The organism is Hymenobacter sp. AT01-02 (assembly GCF_000961955.2).
Lineage (GTDB): Bacteria > Bacteroidota > Bacteroidia > Cytophagales > Hymenobacteraceae > Hymenobacter > Hymenobacter mucosus.
In genome coordinates, this window is sequence record NZ_JZIR02000002.1 from 85,708 (window position 1) to 110,498 (window position 24,791).

Below are 24,791 nucleotides of genomic sequence, written 5' to 3' on the forward strand. Positions count from 1 at the left end.
ACCTACCCTTGAATCAAGCTACTGCTCTTTCCGCTCTCCTCGCTCCTGTAGTTGTGCTAGCCCAGCATGGCGCTACAGATGTTTCTGTTAGCGGCCTCACGCTAGACTCGCGCCAGGCCGGACCTGGCACCGTGTTCTTTGCCTTGCGCGGCACCGCTACCGATGGTCACCAGTTTATTCCGAAAGCAGTAGAGCAGGGGGCCGCGGTAATAATAGCCGAGGAGTTGCCGGCCGACCTGGCCTCTACCACTATCTACGTGCAGGTAGCCGACAGCGCGGAGGCAATGGCCCGCATGGCCGCCGAGTTCTACGGACATCCTTCGCGGAAGCTACAGTTGGTGGGTGTGACGGGTACTAACGGCAAGACCACCTGCGCTACTATGCTGCACAAGCTCTTCCGGGAGCTAGGCTACCACTGTGGCCTGCTGAGCACGGTGCAAAACCAAATCGACGAGCAGGTAATTCCAGCTACGCATACTACCCCCGACGCCATCCGTCTGAACGAGTTACTAGCTCGCATGCTAAAGGCTGGGTGCACCCATGTGTTCATGGAAGTTAGCTCCCACGCCGTAGTGCAGCACCGCATTACGGGGTTGCAGTTTGCGGGCGGTATCTTCACCAATCTTACGCACGACCACCTCGATTACCACGGGACCTTCGATGCCTACCTCAAGGCCAAGAAGGGGTTCTTCGACATGCTACCTAAAACGGCCTTTGCCCTCACGAATGCCGACGATAAGCGCGGTCCGGTGATGCTGCAGAATGTGGTAGGCCGCCGTGAATCCTACTCGTTGCGGGGAACGGCGACGTTTCGGGGCAAGCTGCTAGAAAATGCTGTGCACGGCTTACACCTGGAGGTTGACGGTCAGGAAGTGCAGTTTCGTCTTATCGGAGTATTCAATGCCTACAACTTGCTGGCTATTTATGGCGCGGCGGTACTGCTAGGGGAAGATTCGACGGAAGTGCTCACAGTACTATCGGGCCTGACATCAGCACCTGGTCGGTTCGAGCCGGTAGTATCTTCTAAAGTGCGCATCACCGGCATTGTAGACTATGCGCACACGCCTGATGCGCTGGAAAACGTGCTTCAAACCATTGCTGACATTCGCCAGCCTAGTCAGCAGGTAATTACGGTGGTGGGCTGCGGGGGCAACCGCGACGGGGCTAAGCGCCCCATTATGGCGCGCTTGGCCGCCCAGCTCTCCAACCGCGCCGTGCTGACGTCCGACAACCCCCGCTTTGAAGATCCCAACGATATTCTAACCCAAATGCAAGGCGGTGTGCCCGTCGAGGACTTGGGGAAAGTGCTGACCATTGCCGACCGACGCGAAGCCATCAAGACGGCCGTAGCCCTAGCCCAGCCAGGCGACATTGTACTGGTAGCAGGTAAGGGCCACGAAACCTATCAGGAAGTAAAAGGCGTGCGGGCCGAGTTCGACGACAAGCAGGTGCTAACAGAAATGTTTGATCTACTTGGGAAATAACAGCTCCAAAACAGTCTGCCCAAGGCGCTGGCTACCGTGCGATAGGTCTTGGATAGGCTAAAATCAGCACAAACACAACCTTTGACCCCAACCCAAAAAACGAAACCTTTGCAGTTTGGAATGCCGCTGAAACCCAACTGCTGAACCTCGCGCCCATGTTGTATTACCTCTTCAATTACCTCTACAAAGTGCATCACCTGCCGGGCGCGGGTGTATTTCAATACATTTCGTTTCGGGCAGCGTTGGCCGTAGTTACTTCGCTCATTATTGCTCAGTTCTTTGGGGCGCCGCTTATTCGGGCCCTTCAGCGCCAGCAGATTGGAGAAACCATTCGTGACCTGGGCTTACAAGGCCAGAATGAAAAAAAGGGCACACCTACAATGGGTGGGCTTATCATTCTGCTGGCCATCTTGGTGCCGGTGCTGCTGTTTGCCAAGCTCGACAACATCTACATCGTGCTCATGCTGCTCAGCACCGTGTGGCTGGGGCTGATTGGCTTCGTAGACGACTATATTAAGGTAGTAAAGAAAGACAAAGAAGGATTGGCCGGTCGCTTTAAAGTGTTGGGCCAGGTAGGGTTAGGCGTGACGGTGGGGTGGGTGCTGTTCTTTTCCAACGACGTGACCGTACGCCAGTATGCCTTAGCTAATGGCTCGTTCTCGGCCGTGGATGCCAGCGGCATCTACCAAGATGTGAAGCTGATGATTACGACGGTGCCCTTCCTCAAGAACAATGAGCTGAACTACGGCGACCTGTTTGCTACGGCTGGCGACTTTTTCAATGAGTACTACGCCTTCTTCTACATTCCCATCGTCATCCTGATTATCACCGCGGTGAGCAACGGTGCCAACATCACCGATGGCCTTGATGGCTTAGCGGCAGGTACTTCAGCCATTATTGGCATCACGCTGGCTATCTTCTGCTTCGTGAGTGGTAACGCCCTGCTGGCCGACTACCTCGACGTAATGTTCATTCCGAACTCTGGGGAACTGGTAATCTTCTGCACTGCCTTCGTGGGAGCTTGTGTGGGCTTTCTGTGGTATAACTCCTATCCCGCCCAAGTCTTTATGGGTGATACGGGCTCCCTCGCAATCGGCGGTATCATTGCCGTGCTAGCCATTATCGTGCGCAAGGAGCTGCTGATTCCAGTGCTGTGCGGCGTGTTTCTGATTGAGAACCTCTCGGTGATGGTGCAGGTAAGCTGGTTTAAGTACACCAAGCGCAAGTATGGGGAAGGCCGCCGTTTGCTCCGCATGTCGCCCCTGCACCACCACTACCAGAAGCTGGGCTACCACGAGTCTAAAATCGTGTCGCGCTTCTGGATTGTGAGCATTATGCTCGCCGTATTGACGCTGGTAACCTTGAAACTACGCTAATGAAAGTTCTCGCTGCGGCGAGGATTGCAATCTGAACATCTATGCACATTGTCGTACTAGGAGCTGCAGAAAGTGGGATAGGGGCAGCGCTGCTTGCGCAGGCCAAAGGGCACACCGTGTTTGTGTCAGACAAAAGCCCAATTCAGGAAGTATACAAGCAGAAGCTGACGGCGGCCGGGATTCCTTTCGAGGAAAACCAGCACACGCTAGACCAAATCCTGCGCGCCGATGAAGTAGTAAAAAGCCCGGGTATCCCGGAAAAGGCTCCCATTATCCAGGCACTGCGCGAACAAGACACGCCCATCATTTCAGAGATTGAGCTGGCTGGGCGCTACACGCGGGCCCGGTGCATTTGCATCACGGGTACCAACGGCAAGACCACAACCACCCTGCTTACCTACCATTTGCTGAAGAAAGCAGGTCTGAAGGTAGGACTAGCTGGCAACGTGGGCTATAGCTTGGCGGAGCAGGTTATTGAGGATGTCTTCGACTACTACGTGGTAGAGCTGAGTTCCTTTCAATTAGACGACACGTATACTTTTCAGGCTTGGGTATCTGTCCTACTGAACATCACTCCTGACCACCTCGACCGGTACAACTACTCCATGGCGGAGTATGCGCAGGCCAAGTTGCGGATAGTACGCAACCAGGACAGTAGCGGCTACTTTGTGTACAACGCCGACGACGAGAATATCCAGCAGCACTTCAAGGCCGCCCTACGCCCTGTGCGGCAGATGCCATTTAGCCTGCACAAGCGCCCTGATTATCACTTGGCGGGCTACTACATGGAGGAAGACCGGTTATGCATTGATATGCTGCCGGGTTTCTACAGCGCAACCGAAGAAATTAGTACCACGGCATCACCACTGATTGGGCAACACAACCGGCAAAATACCCTTGCCGCAGTGCTTTGCGCCCGCATTGCCGGGATTTCGGGTGCGGAAATAGAAAAGCACCTGGCAAGCTTCCGAAACGCGAGCCATCGGCTCCAAGTAGCAGGCGAGTTGAACGGTGCCCGCTTCATCAATGACAGCAAAGCCACCAACGTAGAGGCGGCCTGGTACGCCCTCGATGGCATTGACCGCCCGATTATCTGGATTGCGGGGGGCACCGATAAGGGAAATGATTACTCCACGCTGCTGCCGCTGGCGGCTACCCGCGTGAAGGCCCTGATCTGTCTGGGAGTAAACAACGAGAAGCTGACGGCCACCTTTGGGCCGGTGGTGCCGCATGTAGAAGAAACCCGCAGCATGACCGACGCTGTGCAGCGCGCCGCCGCTCTGGCGGCTCCCGGCGATGTAGTGCTACTGTCCCCAGCCTGCGCTTCTTTTGACCTATTTAGGAACTACGAAGACCGGGGCCACCAGTTTATGGCGGCTGTGGCAGCACTCACCGACGACCAAACAAACGCGGAAGCCAACGAGTAGCGGGCCGGCCCTGGTCGGTTGCGCGCGTACTTTACCACTTCATCACTTCACCACATGGAACCCATCACCAACTGGCTGCGGCAGAACCTGAAGGGCGACCCTATTCTGTGGGGCATCGTGCTGCTATTCTCGTTTATCTCCATTGCGGTCGTGTACTCCTCCACTGGTACGCTGGCCTACAAGAAGGGCAATTACAACGAGTACTATTTGCTCAAGCACACTGGGCTCATCTTTGTGGGCTTGTTCTTTATGTGGCTGGCACATCGCATCGACTACCGCTATTACTCCCGCTTGTCGCTCTACGCCCTGCTGGCCTCGGTACCACTGCTGATTTTCACCTTCGTGATGGGTTCGAACATCAACGAAGCTTCGCGCTGGCTTACCATTCCGGTTATCAACCAAACCTTCCAGCCTTCGGACTTAGCCAAGCTGGCCCTGATTTCTCACCTAGCTTCCATGTTGAGCCGTCGTCAGCAGCACGTCGGCGACTTTAAGACCACGCTACTGCCGGTAATGCTATGGGTAGGAGTTATCTGTGGGTTGATTATTCTTTCCAACGCTTCCACGGCGTTGCTGCTATTTGCTACCTGCCTGCTCCTTATGTTTATTGGGCGGGTGCCGCTCAAGCAGATGGCCGTAATGGTAGCCATTGGGGTGCTAGTAGGAGGCGTGGGCTTGGTAGCCGGTCAGCGCTACAAGACGGTAATTTCTCGTATCGAGAACTTCACGGATCCTACTAAACCAGTGCCCTTCCAACTAGAACACGCGTACATAGCGGAGGCTACCGGTGGCATCTTTGGCAAGGGGCCCGGTAAGAGCACGGAGCGCAACATCATGCCCCACCCATATTCTGACTTCATCTATGCCATCATTATTGAGGAATATGGCTTGTTTGGTGGAGTAATAGTGCTGTTCCTCTACCTCGCCTTCCTGTACCGGGGGCTGAAGACCGTAATGAACAGCTACGGCGCCTTTGGGGGGCTGCTTTCTGCGGGGCTGAGCTTTAGTCTTGTACTACAGGCCATGGTGAACATGGGGGTAGCTGTAGGTCTGGGCCCCATTACGGGCTTGCCTTTGCCCTTGCTGAGTATGGGCGGTACGTCCCTCATTTTCACTGGTATCAGCATTGGTATCATCCTATCTGTAAGCCGCGGCGAACGGGAGATTCGCCCTATGGTGGGTGAGCCGGAGGATACGATTCGCATACCACGAGTATCCCAATACGCCTAAGCTGGCCCGGAAGCAGCTAAGCGCTCAGGCACTTATCTGCTTTCTGCCAATCACCATTTAACACATGAAAGTAATCATCAGTGGCGGCGGCACCGGCGGACATATTTTCCCGGCAGTGGCCATTGCCAACGAGCTACGACGTCGTCAGCCCGATGCTGAAATACTCTTTGTGGGCGCCAACGGCCGCATGGAGATGACGCGCGTGCCCGAGGCGGGCTACCAGATTGTAGGCCTCGATATTGCGGGCCTGCAACGCCGCCTCACGCCGGATAACCTGCTGTTCCCTATAAAAGTGATGCGCGCCGTACGAAAGGCGGGCAAGCTGATTGAAGGCTTCCGGCCCGACGCAATAGTAGGGGTGGGGGGCTACGCTTCGGCGCCCGTACTGCTGGCGGGCACGTCGCGCGGTATTCCCTCCCTGATTCAGGAGCAGAACTCCTACGCCGGCCTCGTCAACAAACTGCTGGCCCGCCGAGTCCAGCGTATTTGCGTGGCATACGATGGGATGGAGCAATTTTTTCCGGTGGATAAGCTGGTACTGACCGGTAATCCTGTTCGTATGGAAATAGCCGATGGGCAGCGTGCTGAGGCGCTTTCCTTCTTCGGACTGGATGCCAGCCGCCCGGTGCTGCTCGTCATTGGTGGCAGCCTAGGCGCTCGTACGCTCAACCAAGCCACTGCGGCGGCTCTGCCACGCTTGCGCGATGCAGGGGTGCAGCTGCTTTGGCAGACGGGTAAGGTATACTACCCAGAGGCGCAGCAACAGGCGGCTCCTTTCGCGGCTTACAATCTCAATGCCCTGGAGTTTGTTGGCCGAATGGACCTTGCCTATGCCGCCGCCGACGTAGTAGTAAGCCGCGCCGGAGCCCTATCGGTTTCGGAATTATGCCTCACAGGTAAACCAAGTATCCTAGTGCCGTCGCCCAACGTTGCGGAAGACCACCAAACAAAGAACGCGCTAGCCCTGGTGCGCCAGGACGCGGCGCTGCTGGTGAAGGATGCTGAGGCAGCTACCACTCTGTACGACGAAGCATTACGGTTGCTAGCTACTCCATCTCAGCAGCAAAAGCTTGCCGCCAACATCCGGCAACTGGCTCGCCCGCAAGCCACAACCACTATCGTGGATGAGCTGTTACGCTTGGTTGGTACTCCCGTTAACTCCTGATTTTCTACTTCTCCTTTTCACCTGATCCAATGTCCAGCCCAAGCCCCGTAGCCTCTTTTCCCCACGTCTTTTTTCTGGGTATAGGCGGCATTGGAATGTCGGCGCTGGCGCGCTGGTTCCAAGCCAATGGTCACTCGGTAAGTGGGTACGACAAAACTGTTACGCCGCTCACCGAAGCGCTAACGGCTGAGGGTATTGCGGTGCACTACGCTGACGCGGTAGAGAATATCCCCGCCGCAGTGCGCGAGCATCGCAGCCAGACGTTGGTGGTACTCACGCCCGCTATTCCCAAGGATCATCAGGAATGGGCTTGGTTGCGCGAGCAAGGGTATGACATTCGTAAGCGGAGCCAAGTGCTAGGACTGCTCACGCAAGGGCGTCCCACTATTGCCGTTGCCGGCACCCATGGCAAGACGACCACTAGTAGCATGGTAGCGCACCTGCTTCACCACGCAGGCGTGCCTAGTGCCGCATTCCTCGGCGGTATCTCCGTGAACCTAGGTTCTAACTTGCTACTACCGCCTCCCGGCTCACCCGCCGATACTACCCCCGTAGTGTGGAAGCTGATGAGTACGACCGTAGCTTTCTTACCCTGCACCCAACGGTAGCCATCGTGACGAGCACCGATGCCGACCATCTAGATATCTATGGCAACAAGGACGCACTGGTAGAATCATTCCGGCAATTTGTAGGACAGATTCAACCCGGCGGCACGCTAATTATCAACCATACGGCCGACCCCAGCGTGGCCCAGGCAGCGCCCACGGGTGTGCGTGTCATTCGCTACGGGCTTTCGCCGGAGGAGGGGCCAGAGTTATATGCTGATAGTATAACTGCCCAGGGGCATCAGTTTGGTTTTGCACTCCATGGCCCGCAAGGCACCGTGGAGGAGTTAGCACTTGCTGTACCGGGCTACCATAACGTGGAGAATATGCTGGCGGCAGCCTGTGTTGCGCAGCTTTATGGCCTTACGCCCGCGCAGCTGCGCACAGCAGTAGCGGCCTACCGTGGCGTAAAGCGGCGCTTTGAGTTCATCCTGACGACGGGCTCGGCCATGGCCCCAAAAATTTATGTGGACGATTATGCCCACCACCCACGCGAAATAGAAGCCTTTCTTCGTTCCCTGCGGGCCCTCTACCCAGGTCGTCGGCTGCGCGTGATTTTTCAGCCTCACTTGTTCTCCCGCACCCGCGACTTTGCTCCCGGATTCGCTGAAAGTCTGAGCCTTGCTGATGAAGTAGTGCTGATGGAAATTTACCCAGCCCGGGAGCTCCCTATGCCCGGGGTAACATCTGAATTAATTTTGTCCCAAATAACGGCACCACAAAAATCGGTGCAAACACGGGAAGAAATTTTGCAGAATGCCAAAATCGACCCGAATTTTGACGTACTAGCACTGTTGGGGCTGGAGACGTCGATCAACTTGTGCCTAGATTAAAGAATATTTTGAACATTCGTTGGAATGGAGCTCAAGCGTAAAGCCAACCACTTGCTGTTTGCAACGGGGTGCCTTGCCTTACTGGTAGGGCTAACCTTGTTTGCCGGTATACGGCAGGCTCATCGGCCAGTGGGAGGAGTGATTGTGCGCATTAGCAACGAGTTCAACAACTTCTTTATCAGTGAGCGGGAAGTAACCAACCTGCTCACCCGCCACGGAGAAGACCGCCTAGAGGGAGCGGACCCTGCTGATCTTAACTTGAAAGCCTTGGAAGCTCGACTGAAGGCGCACAGCTTCGTGAAAGATGCGCAGGTGTACCGCGACCTAGCCGGTAACCTGCATGCTGATGTTCGGCAAAACCGTCCCATCGCTCGTCTCGTACACGCAGATTCCCGCCAAGACTTCTACCTCGATGCTGCGGGCGAAAAGCTACCACTATCACCGCTGTTTACGGCCCGGGTAGTGCCGGTAGCTCGATTAGGAGGCCAGCCGCTATCGGCCGGGTTCTTCCGTGACAGCACAGGACAGCGCTACCTGGAATTTCTGCGTTATATTGATGAGAAACCGTTCTGGCGCGCGCAAGTGGCCGAAGTTTTCATCGGTTCTAACGGCAAGCTATCCTTCACTCAACAGGTCGGTGACCAGCGAGTAGAATTTGGCTTTCCTGAGAATATTTCGGAGAAATTTGCGAAACTGATGGTATTTTACCGTCAAATTCCTCCGGTTCTGGGCTGGGACACGTACCACCGCGTCAACGTCGAGTTCAAGGACCAAATCATCTGCGAATAAGATTATCTTTCTAAAACGCCTAGGATCAGCGTTTTCGACTACTACCTACCTGCAAGCAACCTCAACTTCCTCGCCTCTCCTCCCATGCAAAACGATAAAATTGTAGTCGGACTCGACATTGGTACCACTAAAATCTGCGCTCTGGTGGGGCGAAAAAACGAGTTCGGCAAGCTTGAGATACTGGGCATGGGTAAGGCTGTGTCGGAGGGCGTAGTGCGGGGTATCGTGTCGAATATTGACAAGACGGTTGACGCCATTAAGAAAGCCATCCGCCAAGCAGAAGAGCAATCAGGAATCAACATTGGTGTTGTGAACGTGGGTATTGCTGGTCAGCACATCCGTAGTCTGCAGCACAATGGCAGCATCACGCGTGCCTCTCAGGATAGCGAAATCACCCTTGACGATGTGAACCGGCTTACCAACGATATGTATCGATTGGTAACGCCACCCGGCTCAGAAATCATCCATGTAATGCCGCAGGATTACAAGGTAGATTACGAGGAGGGAATTATGGATCCGGTAGGCATGTCGGGAGTGCGCTTGGAGGGCAATTTCCACATTATTACGGCTCAGAGCACAGCTATCAACAATATCAATAAGTGCGTTACGAAAGCGGGTCTAGAAATCGATAACTTGATTCTAGAGCCCTTGGCATCGTCTATGTCAGTTCTCAGCGACGAGGAGAAAGAGGCCGGCGTAGCACTGATTGATATTGGGGGTGGTACTACCGACTTGGCTATCTTTAAAGATGGCATCATTCGTCATGCTGCCGTGCTGCCCTTCGGTGGTAACATTGTGACCAGCGACATCAAGCAGGGCTGCTTGGTAATGCAGAACCAAGCCGAGCAATTGAAGGTGAAGTTTGGAAAGGCTATTGCCGAGGAAGCCAGCGAATACGAAATCGTGAGCATTCCTGGTCTGCGAGACCGGGCACCCAAGGAAATCAGCCTGAAGAACCTCGCCTATATCATTGAGGCTCGGATGGAAGAAATCGTGGAGCTCGTGTACGCTGAGATTCAGCGGCTAGGATTCCAGGATAAACTGGCTGCTGGAATCGTACTGACGGGTGGTGGCTCGCAACTGCAAAACCTGGTGCAGCTCACGGAGTACGTAACGGGTATGGATACCCGGATCGGCTACCCCAACGAGCACCTAGGGAAGAGCCGCATTGAGGCAGTAAAGTCGCCGATGTTTGCTACTACCGTGGGCCTTGTGTTAGCTGGCTACCGGTCCCTCGATGACCGTTTGGCCCAGCGTGGCTACGAGGAGCCCCAGGAGCAGCCTGCGTACCGTCCGGCTCCGGAAGTACGTAATACGCCCGCCCCGGCACCCCAGCCTGCTCCCGTTGCCCAAGCTGCGCCGCAGCCGGCTCCAGCGCCTGAACCGAAAAAGCCTTCCGGTGCGGGCGACTTTTTTCAAAAGATCCTCAGCCGTACCAAAGGGCTGCTGATCGATGATTTCGACGACAAGCAATATTAGGTAACTTGGGTCTTAGGGACTTGGGGTCTTGGTTTATTGTTGATTTGATGATGACTGAACTGACTTCAAGCACCTGTTGCCAAGACCCCAAGTCCCCAAGACCCTAAGACCCCACCACATGAATTTTACTTTCGATATTCCGGCCCAGTCCCAATCCATCATCAAGGTGATTGGCGTAGGGGGCGGCGGCTCCAACGCCGTCAACCACATGTTTGGCCAGGGCATCAAGGATGTGGAGTTTATCATCTGCAACACCGACAAGCAGGCGCTAGCTTCCTCGACGGTGCCCAACCGTTTGCAAATAGGCGCTGACCTGACCGAAGGTCTGGGAGCTGGGGCTAATCCTGAGCGGGGCAAGCAAGCGGCTATTGAAAGCCGTGAGCAGATCCGCGAGTTGCTCAGCAATGGTACCAAAATGGTCTTTATCACGGCCGGTATGGGTGGTGGTACGGGCACGGGTGCGGCCCCAGTTATTGCCAAAGTAGCAAAAGAGCTGGGTATCCTTACCGTAGGTATTGTGACGGCTCCCTTCATGTTCGAAGGCAAGAAAAAGCGTCAGCAAGCTGAGCAGGGTATCAAGGAACTAAGTGATAACTGCGATACGGTACTGGTAATTCTCAACGATAAGCTGCGTGAGATTTACGGCAACTTGCCTATTCGTTCAGCATTCGCCAAAGCCGATAACGTGCTGAGTACGGCGGCAAAGTCAATTGCCGAAATTATTACGGTAACGGCTGATGTGAACGTGGACTTTGAAGACGTGAAAACCGTCATGAAGGACTCGGGAGCGGCTGTTATGGGGAGCAGCATCACGGAGGGCGAGAACCGCGCCCAGCGTGCTGCGGAAGAGGCCCTTGCTTCGCCGCTGCTGAACAACACCGATATTCACGGCGCTCAGCGTATTCTGCTCAGCATCATGTCGGGCGACCAGGCTGAACTGGAAATGGATGAGCTCACCGAAATCACGGAGTGCATCCAAGACAAGGCAGGTCAGAATGCTGAAGTAATCTTTGGTCACGGTATCGACCCTACGCTGGGCCAGAGCATCCGCGTAACGGTTATTGCCACTGGTTTTGCTCGCGATGCGCACAACATCACCAATGTTGTTCCTCGTGAATCGGAATCTGCTGCAACTCAGCATGACCCCCAAATCAACATCTTCGACAGGGACCGTCAAGATGCGCCATCGGTGCCCGTAGTTCCTACGTTTGGCCCGCCTCCTGCGGTGGTTCCGGAGCCCCAGCCGGTTAAGTTCGACCTCGAAACTTCGCCAGCCCCTGTGGCCCATATGCCTCCGGTTGTGTCGGCTCCATCAGCTCCAGCTCCTGATCCAATCTTGTTTCAGCAGCCAGTAGCTCAGCCCGCGCCGCAACCTACTCCTCCTGCTACCACGCATCATACCCTCGCGCGCCCATCCTTGGATGCTCGGGCCGAGGAGCGTCGTCGTCGACTACAGGAACTGAGCAATGGCCTCACGAATGATGCAATTAAAGACCAGCTAGAAACCCCGGCTTACCTGCGCCGCCAAGTGAAACTGGAAAATGTAGTACCTTCTTCAGAGCAGAACATCAGCCGATTTAATCTCTCTGATGATAACGAATTGCTGGGCGACAACCGCTTCTTGCACGACAACGTTGACTAACTAGTCTTGTTATCACTACAACAGAAAAGGCCGCTGTGGTTTTCCATAGCGGCCTTTTCTGTTGTAGTGACTAGCGCAGCCCTACGGACGAGCTGAGGATGGAACGGACGCCGTGTCAGTGACAACAGTATCACTAGATAAGTAGGGACGTTTGGGTTCTCCTATCTCCCGATCAGGCTAAGCGTACGCCCTCTAGACGAGGTAGAGGAGACAGTACTACATGCGGCTAAGCTTGCAAGTAGTAGAAACGGGACTATGATTTTCATAGGGTGCAGTGAAAGGACGAAGCTAGCTGTAATAGGGGAAATACAGGAAAGCCAACGAGTAGTGGCAACTGCTTCTACGGTAAGGCGAGCGAATAACCGATATTATAGGCACGTTTAGACTACTGCGAGAATAATTCTTACCACAAGCTAAGGCAAGTAAACTCCTGCACAAATGAGTTGGTCTATTGTAATAGATTGCTATACTGCTAGTTGATAACTGCCCTTTCTGAGGACTATCTATGGTTTAAATGGGTCAGAAAAACGGGAGTCTTTAATGAAAGTTGTATCGGTAAGGGTGTGCAGAAAAGCAATAAGCTGAGTTTTCTCAGCCGCAGTAAGATCAAGGTGAGTGCCCCCAGGAGTGTTTGACAGCAGGACGTTGGGGTCCACGCCAGGACTATTGACTAGCACGTGCTCATTATAATGGTCCAGTACCTGCTCTAGCGTTTGAAAGCGGCCATCGTGCATGTAAGGAGCCGTAAGTGCGATATTACGCAGGGTAGGAGCCCGGAATTTTCCCCGGTCGGTAGCCAAAGAGGTGACACTAGCCCGTCCTGCATCCGCAAAGGCTACATCTAGGCCGTTGTTAAAGAAATCAGGAGAGCTAAACAGCCCTGTGGCATCAAGGTGACAATGATGGCAGGTGCCACCACGGATAAAGATGCCGCCCACTTCACCGGGGTGGTTGTTGAACACAGCTAGCCCAAGCTGTTCGGTGCGCGTAAGCGTGCCTTCCTTGCGGATATACTTATCGTAGCGGGAATTAGCAGAAATCAGTGTACGCTCAAATTGCGCTAAGGCTTTCAGCACATTATCCTCCGTGATAGTACTACTGCCAAAGGCTTTCTGAAAGAGGGGAGGGTAGAGCTCCGTCTGCTGAAGTTTACGCACCCCGTCGGCAAGCAGTTGATGCATCTCGACGGCATTCTCGATGGGGGTACGGGCTTGTTGCTCCAAGCTGGTAGAGGCGCCATCCCACGTTAGGGAGGTTTCCCACAGAACATTTGCTAGAGACATGGCCCCCCGTGGGTGAGGGGCTCCTTCTACCCCTACCGCGTGCGCAAGCCCATCGGTGAAGGCTTTGCTTTGCTGGTGACAGCTCCCGCAGGATTGTGTACCTGTTCGGGAAAGCTTGACTTCGTAGAACAGTTTCCGCCCTAGCTCTACCCCTTCTACTGTCAGCGGGTTAGAAGCGGGTATGGTTACGGTTTGGGGTAGGTTTTTGGGTAGCGCCAGCGCATAAGGCGTAGGGGCATACGGATTATCTTCTTCCTCAGTGCCACTGCCATCTGTGCCGCATGCACCAAGTAGAAGCCCCGGTATCAGCAAGATCAAATACCGAAACGATAAGCGCGCAAAGGACAGGAGCATACACAGATAAGCAGAAGAGTAAACCTCAAGGTAGCACTTTTGCAGCCCAAACGCCAGGAGTGTCAGGATCGGTTCCTGGGGTAGCGCTCCGAAATGGGTTGCGTACTTTTACTTGCCCGGGGCTTGCCGGGTAACCTCGCACCCTGCGCCGTATGAAGTCTCGTTTGCTGACCTTGCTTACTGAGTATAAGTTGTTGCTGCTCTACCTCGGGCGGTGGGGACTTATCAGTGGTAGCGTATCTATTTTGGCGGGTACAGCATCGGCAGGCTTCCTACTAGCGCTGGACTGGGTAACGGCGTGGCGGGAAGCCCATCTCTGGATTATTGGCTTATTGCCAGTAGGAGGATTGCTGGTAGGGCTGCTGTACTATTACGTTGGCCGCTCAGTGGAAGCCGGCAACAACTTGCTGCTGGATCAAATTCACCAACCGCGCAATGTGCTGCCTCTGCGCATGGCCCCGTTGGTGTTGCTGGGTACGCTGCTTACGCACTTTTTTGGGGGCTCCGCAGGCCGTGAGGGCACGGCGGTGCAAATGGGCGGGGCACTAGCCGATCAGCTTACCCGGCTGCTACATTTGCACCGCCGCGACCGGATAGTGCTGCTTATTGCTGGTATTAGCGCTGGTTTTGCTTCTGTATTTGGTACCCCACTGGCTGGTGCTGTGTTTGGTCTGGAAGTATTCTTCATCGGGCGGCTACGCTATGATGCTATCCTACCCAGCTTTCTGGCGGCTATTGGTGCTGACTATGTTACGCGAGCTTGGGGCGTTGGCCATACTTCCTACCCTTTGTTAATCGTGCCAACCCTATCAGTTTCGTCTTTGCTTGCCGCCGCCGCCGCCGGTATTGCATTCGGAGTAGTAGGGCGGCTGTTCGCAGCTACTACGCACGCTATGGGGGCTGTCTTTAAGCGTCTTATTCAATGGCCACCTCTGCGACCAGTGGTGGGAGGTATGGTAGTGGCGCTAGCCGTGTGGGCGCTGGGAACTACGCGCTACATTGGCCTGGGTGTGCCTACCCTAGTAGCAGCATTTCACGAGCCCCTGCCCGCTTATGCCTTTTTGCTTAAGTTGCTACTTACGGCCCTTACGTTGGGTGCTGGTTTTAAAGGTGGAGAAGTAACCCCGCTGTTTTTTGTGGGTGCTACGCTGGGCAACGCACTAGGTCTCGTATTGCCGCTTCCTATGGCCCTGCTAGCGGGTATGGGCTTTGTAGCTGTGTTTGCTGGGGCTGCCAACACGCCGTTGGCGTGCATGCTCATGGCCATGGAATTGTTTGGGCACGGTTGCGGGATATATGTCGGCATAGCTTGCGTCGTCAGCTACTTGTTCTCGGGCCATCGGGGCATCTACAGTGCACAAGTTATCGGTGAGCCAAAGCACCGGCTGTGGGTGCGCCAACAGGGCAAACGCCTGCGGGAGGTGTAGCGCTGGTAAAGCCAGAGGTTTTCTTGAAGTGCTACAGCGCTAGGCGCTCAAAAGCCGCAGCAGAGTAGCCATTGTCACCTTGGTTTACAGTTACTCGGCTAATCGAGCGTCAGCTAAAAAAGCGCTATCAGTTAGTGTATGCAGAAAAGCCACTAAGTCGCTCTTTTCCTGTTCGGAGAGGCTAATGCCTAACTGACCGTTGGGGCGGCGAAATTGGGCGTCGAGGGTAGGGGAGTCGACCATATCACTAGCGTAGTGGTTTAGCACTTGTGCTAAGGTGTGAAACCGGCCGTCGTGCATGTAAGGGGCCGTCAGGGCTACATTACGCAAGCTGGGTACTTTGAAGCGACCTGCGTCCTGGGGACGCCCCGTGATATGGGCGCGGCCCGAATCGGCGGGGAACGTAGCGTCCAGACCGTTATTGCGAAACGACTCGTCCGTAAATAGCTCGCCGCCGTGACAAGGTGCGCACTTCTGGCGTGCTGTGGCCAGCCACGTAGCTCTGCTGCGCTCAGTGCGCCATTGGCTTCGTGCCGAACATAGTGGTCGTAGCGAGAATTGGCGGAAGTAAGAGCTGCGGTGAATTGCGCCAACGTCCGCAGAAACTGATAGGAAGTAATGGGCCGCTCTCCATACACTTGTGCAAACCGCTGTTGGTAGGCGGGGTCAGCATTCAGCTTTTGTAACACGTTGTCTAGGGTCTCATCCATTTCCCGTGGGTCGGTGATAGGAGCCAAAGGCATTGTCTCGATGTGGGTAGCGCCTCCATCCCAGAGCAGGCTAGTTTTCCAACGAAGATTCTGCAAAGCAGGAGCATTTCGCGCACCCAACCGGCCTTCTACCCCCTGACTGAGGCGATGATCAGCGTTAGCGAAAGCCCCCGACTGCTGGTGGCAACTTCCGCACGAAACTGCACCAGTACGGGAAAGGCGGGTATCATAAAAAAGGGTACGACCTAACTCGTATGCCTCACGGGTAGGCGGGTTCTGAGCCGCAGCATATACGGGAGCGGGAAAGTTAGCGGGCACCGTAGCGCCGGGCACTTCCCAGGCAGGGCTAGTTCCTTCCTTATTGCAGCCAACAAGGAAAAAACTAGCTAAAGCAATGGCGCAGCGCAGGGCTATCCAAGAATAGCGTGCCATGCTCTTGCCTAGTTGGCGTGTACATAGTCTACCACAAACATGCCCGCAGCTTGGTTGTCGGCAACCACCACTGAGTTAGCCCCGCCCATTGTGTTATAGAGTCGGGCAAAGCGAACGGTAGTAGGGCCGGTGAACATTTTTAACACGTCCGCTTTCAAGTGCAGTGTGGGTGTCTGGGTGCCCTGGACTTGAATGGTAGCGCCTTTTAGCGACGGCGAAATGGTACGGATAGTATTGTGGGGCGCTTTAAAACCACCAATATGGAATACCAACGCCGTATTTGGTGCTTGTGGGGAAGTGCCTTCTAGTTTGGTGAAGATGTAGCCTGTGTTCCACGACCAGAACATGTTCTTCTGCGGGTCGAGGGCACCCGTTTGAGCGCCGGCCACGTTACGCGCACTATCGACACCGATTGTAAAAGATAAGCTAGTGTAGTCCCCGGCCGGAATGCCCGATAAAGTGAAAGCTTTACTTGCTGGCACTGCCTCGTCCACCAAATAATAGCTTTCTGGGACTAGGTACGTTGTGCCATCGGCCTTCTTAAGTGTAAAGTTGGACAAGTAGTATTTGAACGTCGATACGGTGAACTGGTCACCGGCAGGCGTAGCATATGAACCCATATTGAGAGCCAGAGTAGCCGTACCAACTACGTGGTCAATTGCTACGTCTAGCGTGCCAACTTTGGGCTGCATATCACTATCCTCCTTGCAGCTTGTGAGAGCTGCACTGGAGAAAAGCAGGTAAAAGAAAATAGCGGAAATCTTACGGAGTTTCATCTTCACTGAGCACAAACAAGGTTACTGAAAAGCTAGTTATCCTTATTGACGCAAAATAGCTGCACTATCTGCTCCTTATGCACCTAGTGGCCCAGTACTGCCAGCTCTCGACTAAACGTCTGAACTAAGAGAGACACGAACAGAAAATGGGCTGAAAGGCGCGTCACAAGCAGAGAGCTGAACTACGAATTACTAAAGATACAGGCTACTAGGTCAAAAGACCTTTGGCCTTCTCTGTGCGAAAAAGGAGGTGCTAAAAAGCCAACAGATGAGTTACTTGCTCACGAAGTAGTTGTTGATATAATGGCTCGGTGAGTTGCCCCTCAGTAGTTAGATGTTGGTCAATAAAGGGCAGACGCACGCGCTGGGGTAGCACGGCGGTTCCCAGGTACATCAGCACATCCGTGAGGTGGTTAAGCGGCAGCTGCCCTCCTTGCCCACCCGACGATAAGCCACTAGTGCTGCCTTCTTGCCCCGGATACCACCCGGGTAGGGGAGGCCATCAATGAATGCCTTCAGCACACCGGGGAATGAGCAATTATACTCCGGAACAATAAATACGAGCTTGTCAGCTTGCTCAGCAAGTGAAACCAACCGGTTGAACTCATCGTGGCGGCCGGTATTATGATATAGCGCAGTGGTAGTAAAATCTAAGGGAAGCTCGGCTAAATCAAGAATCTGATGCGGTTCGCCCAATTCGGCTAGCAGGTTGGCATAATACTGAGCGAGGCGTAGGGCACGGGAATTGGGCCGGTTAGTACCAGCAATGATGGTTATCATCAACGGGGAGCAGTTAGAAATGAGCGAACTAGGCTTTGCCGCTATACGTGGCGGCGTAGGTATAACAACAAAAAAGCGAAACGGCAGGCCGTTTCGCTTTTTTTGTACCAATAACCGGAAAACTTACGCGAGGTTATTAGAAGTAGCCTTCGCGTTGATGAACTCGCGGTTCATGATGGCAATGTTCTCGAGAGAAATACCTACTGGGCATTCAGCTGCACAAGAGCCGATGTTGGTGCAGGCACCAAAACCTTCCTTGTCCATCTGCGCAACCATGTTTTCAACACGGGTTTTGCGCTCTACGTGGCCCTGAGGCAACAAGGCCAACTGGCTTACCTTGGCCGAAACGAACAACATAGCCGAGGCGTTTTTGCAAGATGCCACGCAAGCGCCGCAAGCAATGCACGTAGCGGCTTCAAAAGCACGGTCAGCAATATCCTTGGGAATCGGAATTTCGTTGGCGTCTGGGGTACCCCCAGTGTTTACCGAGATATAACCACCAGCTTGAATAATCCGGTCGAAGGCAGAGCGGTCTACGCTCAAGTCTTTGTTAACCGGGAAAGCGGTAGCACGCCAGGGCTCAATGGTGATGGTATCACCATCATTGAATTTACGCATGTGGAGCTGGCAGGTAGTAGTGCCTTTCTCCGGACCGTGCGCACGGCCGTTAATAAACAAGTTACAAGAACCACAGATGCCTTCGCGGCAGTCGTGGTCGAATGCTACTGGCTCTTCGCCCTGACGGAGCAGGTCCTCGTTGAGCACATCCAGCATCTCTAGGAAAGACATATCTGGCGAAATATCCTTCACCTTATAGTCTACGATGCGACCTTCGGTGTTGCGGTTACGCTGCCGCCACACTTTCAGGGTAAGATTCATCGGTTTGGCATTGGGGTTACTTCCAGCCATTGTGGTATGGGTCTTGGGATTCGGCGCTGAGTAGCTTGGCAAAAGCCTCAGCACCGTCCCTATTTTTCTAAAAATTGAACCTGTCAAACGGGTGTTGATATCCTGAAGCGCTAGGGCAAAACCAAGACCCTATTACCGCAAGGATGCTTCCCTTACTTGTAGCTGCGCTGAGTGAGCTTCACGTTTTCGAAGTGCAGCTCTTCCTTATTGAGTTTCTCGGGCTGGTTGTCGCCTGATATTCCCAAGCAGCTACGTAGGCATACTTTTCGTCGTCGCGGAGAGCTTCACCTTCAGGGGTTTGGTATTCCTCCCGGAAGTGACCACCGCAGCTTTCGTTGCGGTTGTAGGCATCATCCACCATCAACTCACCGAGTTCCAGGAAGTCGGCCACCCGGCCGGCCTTTTCTAGCGCTTGGTTCATTTCGCCTTCAGTGCCTACTAGTTTCAAGTCGCTCCAGAACTCCTTGCGCAGCTTCTGAATTTCCTTTTTGGCGTGCTGCAGTCCTTCGGCCGTACGAGCCATACCGCAGTACTCCCACATGATGTGGCCTAGTGCTTTGTGGAACTCATCGGGAGTACGAGTACCATTGATGCTCATAAGCTTTTGTACACGAGCGCGCACTTCAGCCTCGGCTTCTTTGAAAGCAGGGTGGTCTGTAGTTACCGGCTTAGGAGCGGTTTGGGCCAAGTAATCACCTATGGTATAAGGAATTACGAAGTAGCCATCTGCCAATCCTTGCATTAGGGCCGAGGCACCAAGGCGGTTAGCGCCGTGGTCAGAGAAGTTACACTCGCCTGTGGCGTACAGGCCAGGAACAGTGGTTTGCAGGTTGTAATCTACCCACAGACCGCCCATAGTATAGTGCACGGCTGGGTAAATGCGCATGGGCTGCTCATACGGATCTTCACCCGTAATCTTCGCATACATCTCGAAAAGGTTGCCGTATTTGGAGCTTACCCATTCGGCACCATTGCGCTTGATAGTATCGGCGAAATCGAGGTACACAGCCAGCCCCGAAGAGCCTACGCCGCGTCCTTCGTCGCACATCATCTTAGCGTTGCGCGAGGCTACGTCGCGTGGAACTAGGTTGCCGAAGGCAGGGTACTTGCGCTCAAGGAAGTAGTCGCGGTCCTCTTCACGAATGTCGGATACTCGAATCTCTCCTTTGCGCAGACGCTCAGCAGTTTCTTTAGAAGCTGGTACCCATACCCGACCATCGTTACGCAGCGATTCCGACATTAGTGTCAGCTTCGACTGGTAGTCGCCCGATACGGGGATACAGGTGGGGTGAATCTGAGTGAAGCAAGGGTTAGCGAAGAAAGCTCCCTTCTTGTGCGCCCGCCAAGGAGCGGTTACGTTGCAGTACTTAGCGTTAGTGCTTAAGTAGAACACGTTGCCATAGCCACCCGTAGCCAGTACTACTGCGTGAGCCGAATGCTGTTCAATCTCGCCAGTAATGAGGTTACGCGTAATAATGCCGCGTGCCTGTCCATCTACAATTACCACGTCCAGCATTTCGGACCGGGTATACAGTTTCACCTTTCCGTAGGCTACCTGACGTGACAAAGCCGAGTAGGCACCTAGCAGGAGCTGCTGTCCGGTTTGGCCGCGGGCATAGAACGTGCGGCTAACCTGAGCACCACCGAAGGAGCGGTTGGCGAGAAGTCCGCCATATTCTCGTGCGAAAGGTACTCCTTGCGCTACGCACTGGTCAATGATATTAACCGATACCTGAGCCAGACGGTACACGTTGGCTTCACGGGCGCGGTAGTCGCCACCCTTGATGGTATCGTAGAACAAACGGTACACCGAGTCGCCGTCGTTCTGGTAGTTTTTAGCAGCGTTGATACCGCCCTGTGCCGCAATAGAGTGGGCGCGGCGGGGAGAATCGTGGTATGTGAAAGCCTTTACGTTGTAGCCCAGCTCTGCCAAGGAAGCCGCAGCTGATGCGCCTGCTAAGCCCGTGCCTACTATAATAACGTCGTACTTCCGCTTGTTAGCGGGGTTAACCAGCTTTACGTTGAACTTATGCTTATCCCACTTTTCGGCCAAGGGGCCTTCGGGAATTTTGGAATCCAGTATCATAAGCAGAGAAGAAAAAGATGGGATGGCTAGCGGAGAGCAGGCTCCTCAGTTAAGGAACGCTCAACCGTGTTGCCAGTGGCAGGGCGCGGTTGGTAAGCGGAGCTAAAGAACATAATCAGCGGAATCACTGCGAACAAAACCGAAATGATTACCGAGAAGGCGTAGCCAGTTGCGTAAACAGCCGGCGTGTATTTGCGGTGGTTGAGGCCCAGGGTTTGGAAGCCGCTGCGGAAGCCGTGCCACAGGTGATAGCCAAGCGCAATTTGCGACAAGGCGTATAAGGCTACGTACCACGGAATCTTAAAAGAAGCAGCCGCCACTGAATACAGGTCGCCCACGGGATGATCTAGGTTCGGTACTTTTACTTCAGCTAGTCCGCCCATTGCATCAAAACGTGAACGGATCCAAAAGTTCATCAAGTGAACAATCAGGAAGATAAGCAGTAGTGTGCCGAGCAGAGCCATGTTGCGCGAAGCCCACTGAGAGTTCTGTTCGGAGTGGTTCACTACGTATCCCTGGGTGCCGCGTGCTTTCTTGTTTTTTACTGCCAGCGCGAGGCCCTGATAAATATGAATCAACAGGCCTAGCATCAGTACAACCTCCATGGCACGGATGACGGGATTAGTACCCATGAACTCGGCCCAGAAGTTAAAAGAAGCGCCGCCGTCGTGGCGCAGCATCTGCAAGTTGATGAGCAGGTGCACTACCAGGAACGAGCAGAGAAACAGGCCAGTAAGGGCCATAATTATCTTACGGCCGATGCTGCTGGAGAAGGTTTTGGTAATCCAACTCATATGAGCTACTGAAGGGTTTGGGAAGGACGGTTATAGCGGTCAAAGGTAGGGTCCAACCCAATAGGAAACAATCTGGACGGAGCTTTACCGTTGTAGTGAATCTATCCCCTGACAACTCCGTTAGTACTTTGCGACACCGTAATAACCCAAGCCACTCGCTTTTTGTTAGCATTTTAGCCTACTTCTGCCGACATTCTTCTTAGTTTCTCTGCCCTCCCAATAACCTGACAGTATGAACCTTCAGTTACCAAACCGCGCCGTGCGGCTGGTGCTGGCACTTGCTATCCTTGTTCTAACTTCCTGGGGCCTCGCGCCTGGTGCGTTTGCTACGCACTTACGCGCTGGCGACATTCAGGCGAAGACGGATACCACTGCTGCCCGCAATCCGCGCCGGATCTTCTTCAAGATGGTGCTCTACCAGAGCAATGTAAACACGAATGTGGATGAAGAGGCAGTCACTATTTTCTATGGTGATGGAAAGACTTCTGGCCGCAATGCTATCCGTCGAGTAAGCAAAACTCCCGTCGGCTGCGATGGTACTACCTTCCGCATGGTGTACTATTTTGAGCATACCTATGATGCAACTGGTACTTACACGGTGCATTACATTGGAGAAAACCGTAGCCGAGATGTACGCAACATGGCTGAGTCGGCTAATCAGTCTTTCTACATCTCAACTACTATTGTTATAGACCCTACGTTGGTTGTAAACCGCTCACCGGTGCTCAATGCTCCTGCGTATGATCGGGCGGGTCGTAACCAAGTTTTTTTGCAGAACCCAGGTGCTTCCGATGCAGATGGGGATTCACTTGTATACCGCCTAACCCCCAGCCAACAGGTACCCGGTGGGGTAGATGCAGTCTTGACGCAAACGGGTGCTAACCTCAACACCCCGCGGCCACAAGTATGTACAGGATATGTAACGCCTGAGCGAGTAGGCAGTTCACCACGACAGGTAGCCTATGAAGGCCCACCAGTAGGCGTTCCGAATGCCCCTGCCATTTTTCAAATTGACTCTCGGGGCCAAATTGTTTGGAACGCTCCACTTGAAGTTGGAGACTATAACATTGCTTACGTAGTAGAAGAATGGCGCCGGATACCGGGGGCGCGGGCTCGTCGTATTGGCATTGTTATTCGTGACCTGCAGATTACGGTAGGAGCAAATAATAACCTGCGGCCTACTATCCGGATACCAAACGACACTTGTGTTATTGCTGGTACTCCTATTCGACGCATTATTACTGCCACAGACCCCGAAAATCAAGGCGTCACTCTTACTGCCTTCGGTGGTATTTTGCCACGTCCGGCCATTTTCACCCAGACTCAAGTTGGTCCTCCAACTCGCGCTACTTTCTCATGGACGCCTACTTGTGAAAACATTCAATCTGATCCGCACCAAATTCTGTTTAGAGCGGAAGATAGGCCTCTCAACAACTGTGGGGCTACTCTTATTGACGAACGAGCGTGGCGAGTAACGGTAATAGGCCCTGCTCCACAAAATTTACGCGTTGCGCAAACTGGTAACAATGCCCAACTCAGCTGGGATAGTTATATCTGCCAGGTGCCAGGCGCCCAGATTCTCATTTTCCGTAAGGAAGGCTCCGGTAACGTGCCAACGGATGCGTGTCAAACCGGCATTCCTGCTTCGGCTGGCTACACGCAAATTGGAAGTGTATCGGTGGGCACGCGCAACTACATTGATGACCGCAACGGACTAGGCTTAGAGCGGGGTAAGACGTATTGCTACCGCATCTATGTACAGTTCCCACGTCCGGCTGGTGGTGCCAGTATAGCTTCTCAAGAAGCATGCTTGACGCTAGTAGGGCGCTCGGCTCGCTTTACAAACGTGACGGTTGACCGCACGGCTGCCACCAACGGCCAGATCACCGTACGCTGGACCCGTCCGGCTCCGGTTAGCAACTTCAATGCTCCCACTGGCTACCGGTTGTACCGGGCAGTGGGCCAGAATCCGGCTGCTACTGCGTATGATGCCCCTCGCGTCATCAATAATATCAACGATACTACATTTATTGATAACGTAGGACTGAACACGCTCACTAACGCATATACATATAAGCTGGAATTCTTCAGCAACTCGCTGCCTACTCCAGGGGCACCGGTGCTGGTGGAAATAGCTGCGCCTGCATCGAGTGTACTACTGAATGCTACGCCAGATCCGTTGCTTAAAACAGTTGCGCTGTCTTGGACCTACAATGTGCCATGGGATAATACCCGGCGGCCAACTACTATCTACCGGCAGGTAGGCAGCCAGTTCTTGCCCATTGCGAAAGTAACCGGTACCGCTACTGGTGGCACGTACGTAGACCGCGGAACCACTGCCAATCCTTTGGTAGTAGGCACCACCTACTGTTACTACGTAAAAACGAATGGCACTTACAACCCAGCCCTGCCTGACTCCTTAATTAACCTTAGTCAGCAGCGGTGTGTGGCCTTACAGCCTGTTCTGTGTACACCGGTACTTACGCTCAAGCCCACAAACTGCGACAGTTTGGCCAGTCGTTTGTTTGATTTGCCTACTACTCCCGCCAACGGTGAAATTTACACCAACAACGTTAGCTGGACGCTAAGCAACCAACCCACCGCCGATTGTAGCCGCAACGTGGCATCTTACGTGCTGTACTACGCACCTACGGCTGCTGATTCGTTGCGGGTGCTGACAACCTTGCCCGGCACGCAAACTAGCTACGCCCATACTGGGCTGCGCTCAGCTCAGGGATGCTATGCAGTGCAAGCCGTAGATGCCACGGGCGCTACCAGTGCCTTGAGCAATAAGGAATGCAAGGATGACTGCTTACTGTTCCTGCTGCCTAATATCTTCACCCCAAATGGTGACGGCAAAAATGATACCTTCCGGCCGAAGGTGTTTAGTCCCATCAAGCGCACGAAAGTGCAGATCTTCAACCGCTGGGGTGTTAAGATCTATGAAAGCGACAAAGACCCACTCATCAACTGGAATGGCGGCGGAAGCGCTTCTGAGTCTGGTTCTGGTCCGAGGGTGTCGGAGGGTATGTACTACTATCTGGCCGACGTAGAGTTTGGTGATGCTGGTGGCACGAAGCGTACCTTCAAAGGCTGGGTGCAAATCAATAGGTAAGCCCATTTTTATCATTACTGCATAAATAAAAGGAGCAGACGTACATTCGTCTGCTCCTTTTATTTTGTGGCATGATTAAACGTCTATTCCCTATC

20 protein-coding genes and 1 pseudogene are annotated in these 24,791 nt (G+C 53.8%); 12 read left to right on the plus strand and 9 right to left on the minus strand.

The window, feature by feature from the left end; translation table 11 throughout:
• Window positions 1–8 precede the first annotated feature (8 nt).
• The 10 genes from VI25_RS00710 to ftsZ all read left to right on the plus strand — a co-directional run bounded on the left by VI25_RS00710 (window position 9) and on the right by ftsZ (window position 12,030).
• Complete coding sequence (locus VI25_RS00710) at window positions 9–1,484, plus strand: UDP-N-acetylmuramoyl-L-alanyl-D-glutamate--2,6-diaminopimelate ligase (protein WP_045689105.1); 1,476 nt, start codon at window positions 9–11, stop codon at window positions 1,482–1,484.
• Between the two features lie 155 nt (window positions 1,485–1,639).
• The gene (gene mraY, locus VI25_RS00715; RefSeq protein ID WP_045689106.1) at window positions 1,640–2,860 is read left to right on the plus strand and encodes a phospho-N-acetylmuramoyl-pentapeptide-transferase; all 1,221 of its coding nucleotides are present in this window, start codon (window positions 1,640–1,642) and stop codon (window positions 2,858–2,860) included.
• 41 nt (window positions 2,861–2,901) lie between these two features.
• Entirely contained in the window at window positions 2,902–4,287 is a 1,386-nt protein-coding gene (gene murD, locus VI25_RS00720) for a UDP-N-acetylmuramoyl-L-alanine--D-glutamate ligase (RefSeq protein ID WP_045689107.1), read from the plus strand.
• A gap of 54 nt (window positions 4,288–4,341) precedes the next feature.
• Window positions 4,342–5,517, plus strand: a complete 1,176-nt coding sequence (locus tag VI25_RS00725; protein WP_045689108.1) for an FtsW/RodA/SpoVE family cell cycle protein — start codon at window positions 4,342–4,344, stop codon at window positions 5,515–5,517.
• Window positions 5,518–5,581: 64 nt separating this feature from the next.
• A complete protein-coding gene (gene murG, locus VI25_RS00730; protein ID WP_045689109.1) occupies window positions 5,582–6,682 on the plus strand; it encodes an undecaprenyldiphospho-muramoylpentapeptide beta-N-acetylglucosaminyltransferase in 1,101 nt (366 codons plus the stop codon).
• 29 nt (window positions 6,683–6,711) lie between these two features.
• Window positions 6,712–7,290: a Mur ligase domain-containing protein gene (locus VI25_RS28130; protein ID WP_316934211.1), complete on the plus strand. Its 579-nt coding sequence runs from the start codon at window positions 6,712–6,714 to the stop codon at window positions 7,288–7,290.
• Complete coding sequence (locus VI25_RS28135; protein WP_316934212.1) at window positions 7,239–8,120, plus strand: UDP-N-acetylmuramate--L-alanine ligase; 882 nt, start codon at window positions 7,239–7,241, stop codon at window positions 8,118–8,120. Before VI25_RS28130 ends, VI25_RS28135 begins: the two co-directional genes overlap by 52 nt.
• Before the next feature lie 24 nt (window positions 8,121–8,144).
• Window positions 8,145–8,909 (plus strand): cell division protein FtsQ/DivIB, encoded by a 765-nt coding sequence (locus tag VI25_RS00740; protein WP_045689110.1) that lies wholly within the window; start codon window positions 8,145–8,147, stop codon window positions 8,907–8,909.
• Window positions 8,910–8,993: 84 nt separating this feature from the next.
• Window positions 8,994–10,388, plus strand: a complete 1,395-nt coding sequence (gene ftsA, locus VI25_RS00745; protein ID WP_045689111.1) for a cell division protein FtsA — start codon at window positions 8,994–8,996, stop codon at window positions 10,386–10,388.
• Between the two features lie 118 nt (window positions 10,389–10,506).
• Window positions 10,507–12,030 carry a cell division protein FtsZ gene (ftsZ, locus tag VI25_RS00750; protein WP_045689112.1) on the plus strand — a complete coding sequence of 508 codons (1,524 nt, stop codon included), beginning with the start codon at window positions 10,507–10,509 and terminating at the stop codon, window positions 12,028–12,030.
• A gap of 503 nt (window positions 12,031–12,533) precedes the next feature.
• Here the strand turns inward: ftsZ and VI25_RS00755 are convergent.
• Window positions 12,534–13,667, minus strand: a complete 1,134-nt coding sequence (locus tag VI25_RS00755) for a cytochrome-c peroxidase (RefSeq protein ID WP_052695071.1) — start codon at window positions 13,665–13,667, stop codon at window positions 12,534–12,536.
• Between the two features lie 152 nt (window positions 13,668–13,819).
• Between VI25_RS00755 and VI25_RS00760 the strand changes: the two genes are divergently transcribed.
• On the plus strand, window positions 13,820–15,094 hold the full coding sequence (locus tag VI25_RS00760) for a voltage-gated chloride channel family protein (protein WP_045687781.1): 1,275 nt from the start codon (window positions 13,820–13,822) through the stop codon (window positions 15,092–15,094).
• Between the two features lie 90 nt (window positions 15,095–15,184).
• Here the strand turns inward: VI25_RS00760 and VI25_RS24530 are convergent, their stop codons facing one another.
• The 8 genes and pseudogenes from VI25_RS24530 to VI25_RS00795 all read right to left on the minus strand — a co-directional run bounded on the left by VI25_RS24530 (window position 15,185) and on the right by VI25_RS00795 (window position 21,581).
• On the minus strand, window positions 15,185–15,424 hold the full coding sequence (locus tag VI25_RS24530; protein WP_052695070.1) for a hypothetical protein: 240 nt from the start codon (window positions 15,422–15,424) through the stop codon (window positions 15,185–15,187).
• Window positions 15,412–16,236: a cytochrome-c peroxidase gene (locus VI25_RS23135; RefSeq protein ID WP_072144723.1), complete on the minus strand. Its 825-nt coding sequence runs from the start codon at window positions 16,234–16,236 to the stop codon at window positions 15,412–15,414. The genes VI25_RS24530 and VI25_RS23135 overlap by 13 nt, the downstream gene beginning before the upstream one ends.
• A gap of 8 nt (window positions 16,237–16,244) precedes the next feature.
• Window positions 16,245–16,928 carry an MbnP family protein gene (locus VI25_RS00775; protein WP_152981437.1) on the minus strand — a complete coding sequence of 228 codons (684 nt, stop codon included), beginning with the start codon at window positions 16,926–16,928 and terminating at the stop codon, window positions 16,245–16,247.
• Between the two features lie 337 nt (window positions 16,929–17,265).
• Window positions 17,266–17,412 (minus strand): hypothetical protein, encoded by a 147-nt coding sequence (locus VI25_RS28140; RefSeq protein WP_316934213.1) that lies wholly within the window; start codon window positions 17,410–17,412, stop codon window positions 17,266–17,268.
• Window positions 17,406–17,792, minus strand: a complete 387-nt coding sequence (locus tag VI25_RS00780; RefSeq protein ID WP_316934214.1) for an NAD(P)H-dependent oxidoreductase — start codon at window positions 17,790–17,792, stop codon at window positions 17,406–17,408. Before VI25_RS00780 ends, VI25_RS28140 begins: the two co-directional genes overlap by 7 nt.
• Before the next feature lie 123 nt (window positions 17,793–17,915).
• Window positions 17,916–18,671 (minus strand): succinate dehydrogenase/fumarate reductase iron-sulfur subunit, encoded by a 756-nt coding sequence (locus VI25_RS00785; protein WP_045687796.1) that lies wholly within the window; start codon window positions 18,669–18,671, stop codon window positions 17,916–17,918.
• 182 nt (window positions 18,672–18,853) lie between these two features.
• A pseudogene (locus VI25_RS00790) lies at window positions 18,854–20,787 on the minus strand (fumarate reductase/succinate dehydrogenase flavoprotein subunit).
• Between the two features lie 26 nt (window positions 20,788–20,813).
• Window positions 20,814–21,581, minus strand: coding sequence for a succinate dehydrogenase cytochrome b subunit (locus VI25_RS00795; protein ID WP_045687779.1), 768 nt, complete (start codon window positions 21,579–21,581; stop codon window positions 20,814–20,816).
• A gap of 232 nt (window positions 21,582–21,813) precedes the next feature.
• Here VI25_RS00795 and VI25_RS00800 point away from each other — a divergent pair, with 232 nt between their 5' ends.
• Window positions 21,814–24,696 carry a gliding motility-associated C-terminal domain-containing protein gene (locus VI25_RS00800; protein WP_055562168.1) on the plus strand — a complete coding sequence of 961 codons (2,883 nt, stop codon included), beginning with the start codon at window positions 21,814–21,816 and terminating at the stop codon, window positions 24,694–24,696.
• Window positions 24,697–24,791 lie beyond the last annotated feature (95 nt).

What these genes read in the sequence shown, in the direction of transcription:
- VI25_RS00800 (WP_055562168.1), top strand. Translation starts at nt 21,814, where the DNA reads ATGAACCTTCAGTTACCAAACCGCGCCGTGCGGCTGGTGCTGGCACTT.
- VI25_RS28130 (WP_316934211.1), top strand. Translation starts at nt 6,712, where the DNA reads ATGTCCAGCCCAAGCCCCGTAGCCTCTTTTCCCCACGTCTTTTTTCTG.
- ftsA (WP_045689111.1), top strand. Translation starts at nt 8,994, where the DNA reads ATGCAAAACGATAAAATTGTAGTCGGACTCGACATTGGTACCACTAAA.
- murD (WP_045689107.1), top strand. Translation starts at nt 2,902, where the DNA reads ATGCACATTGTCGTACTAGGAGCTGCAGAAAGTGGGATAGGGGCAGCG.
- murG (WP_045689109.1), top strand. Translation starts at nt 5,582, where the DNA reads ATGAAAGTAATCATCAGTGGCGGCGGCACCGGCGGACATATTTTCCCG.
- VI25_RS00740 (WP_045689110.1), top strand. Translation starts at nt 8,145, where the DNA reads ATGGAGCTCAAGCGTAAAGCCAACCACTTGCTGTTTGCAACGGGGTGC.
- VI25_RS23135 (WP_072144723.1), bottom strand. Translation starts at nt 16,236, where the DNA reads ATGGCACGCTATTCTTGGATAGCCCTGCGCTGCGCCATTGCTTTAGCT.
- VI25_RS00775 (WP_152981437.1), bottom strand. Translation starts at nt 16,928, where the DNA reads ATGCAGCCCAAAGTTGGCACGCTAGACGTAGCAATTGACCACGTAGTT.
- VI25_RS00755 (WP_052695071.1), bottom strand. Translation starts at nt 13,667, where the DNA reads ATGCTCCTGTCCTTTGCGCGCTTATCGTTTCGGTATTTGATCTTGCTG.
- VI25_RS00785 (WP_045687796.1), bottom strand. Translation starts at nt 18,671, where the DNA reads ATGAATCTTACCCTGAAAGTGTGGCGGCAGCGTAACCGCAACACCGAA.
- ftsZ (WP_045689112.1), top strand. Translation starts at nt 10,507, where the DNA reads ATGAATTTTACTTTCGATATTCCGGCCCAGTCCCAATCCATCATCAAG.
- VI25_RS00760 (WP_045687781.1), top strand. Translation starts at nt 13,820, where the DNA reads ATGAAGTCTCGTTTGCTGACCTTGCTTACTGAGTATAAGTTGTTGCTG.
- VI25_RS00795 (WP_045687779.1), bottom strand. Translation starts at nt 21,581, where the DNA reads ATGAGTTGGATTACCAAAACCTTCTCCAGCAGCATCGGCCGTAAGATA.
- mraY (WP_045689106.1), top strand. Translation starts at nt 1,640, where the DNA reads ATGTTGTATTACCTCTTCAATTACCTCTACAAAGTGCATCACCTGCCG.
- VI25_RS00780 (WP_316934214.1), bottom strand. Translation starts at nt 17,792, where the DNA reads ATGATAACCATCATTGCTGGTACTAACCGGCCCAATTCCCGTGCCCTA.
- VI25_RS00725 (WP_045689108.1), top strand. Translation starts at nt 4,342, where the DNA reads ATGGAACCCATCACCAACTGGCTGCGGCAGAACCTGAAGGGCGACCCT.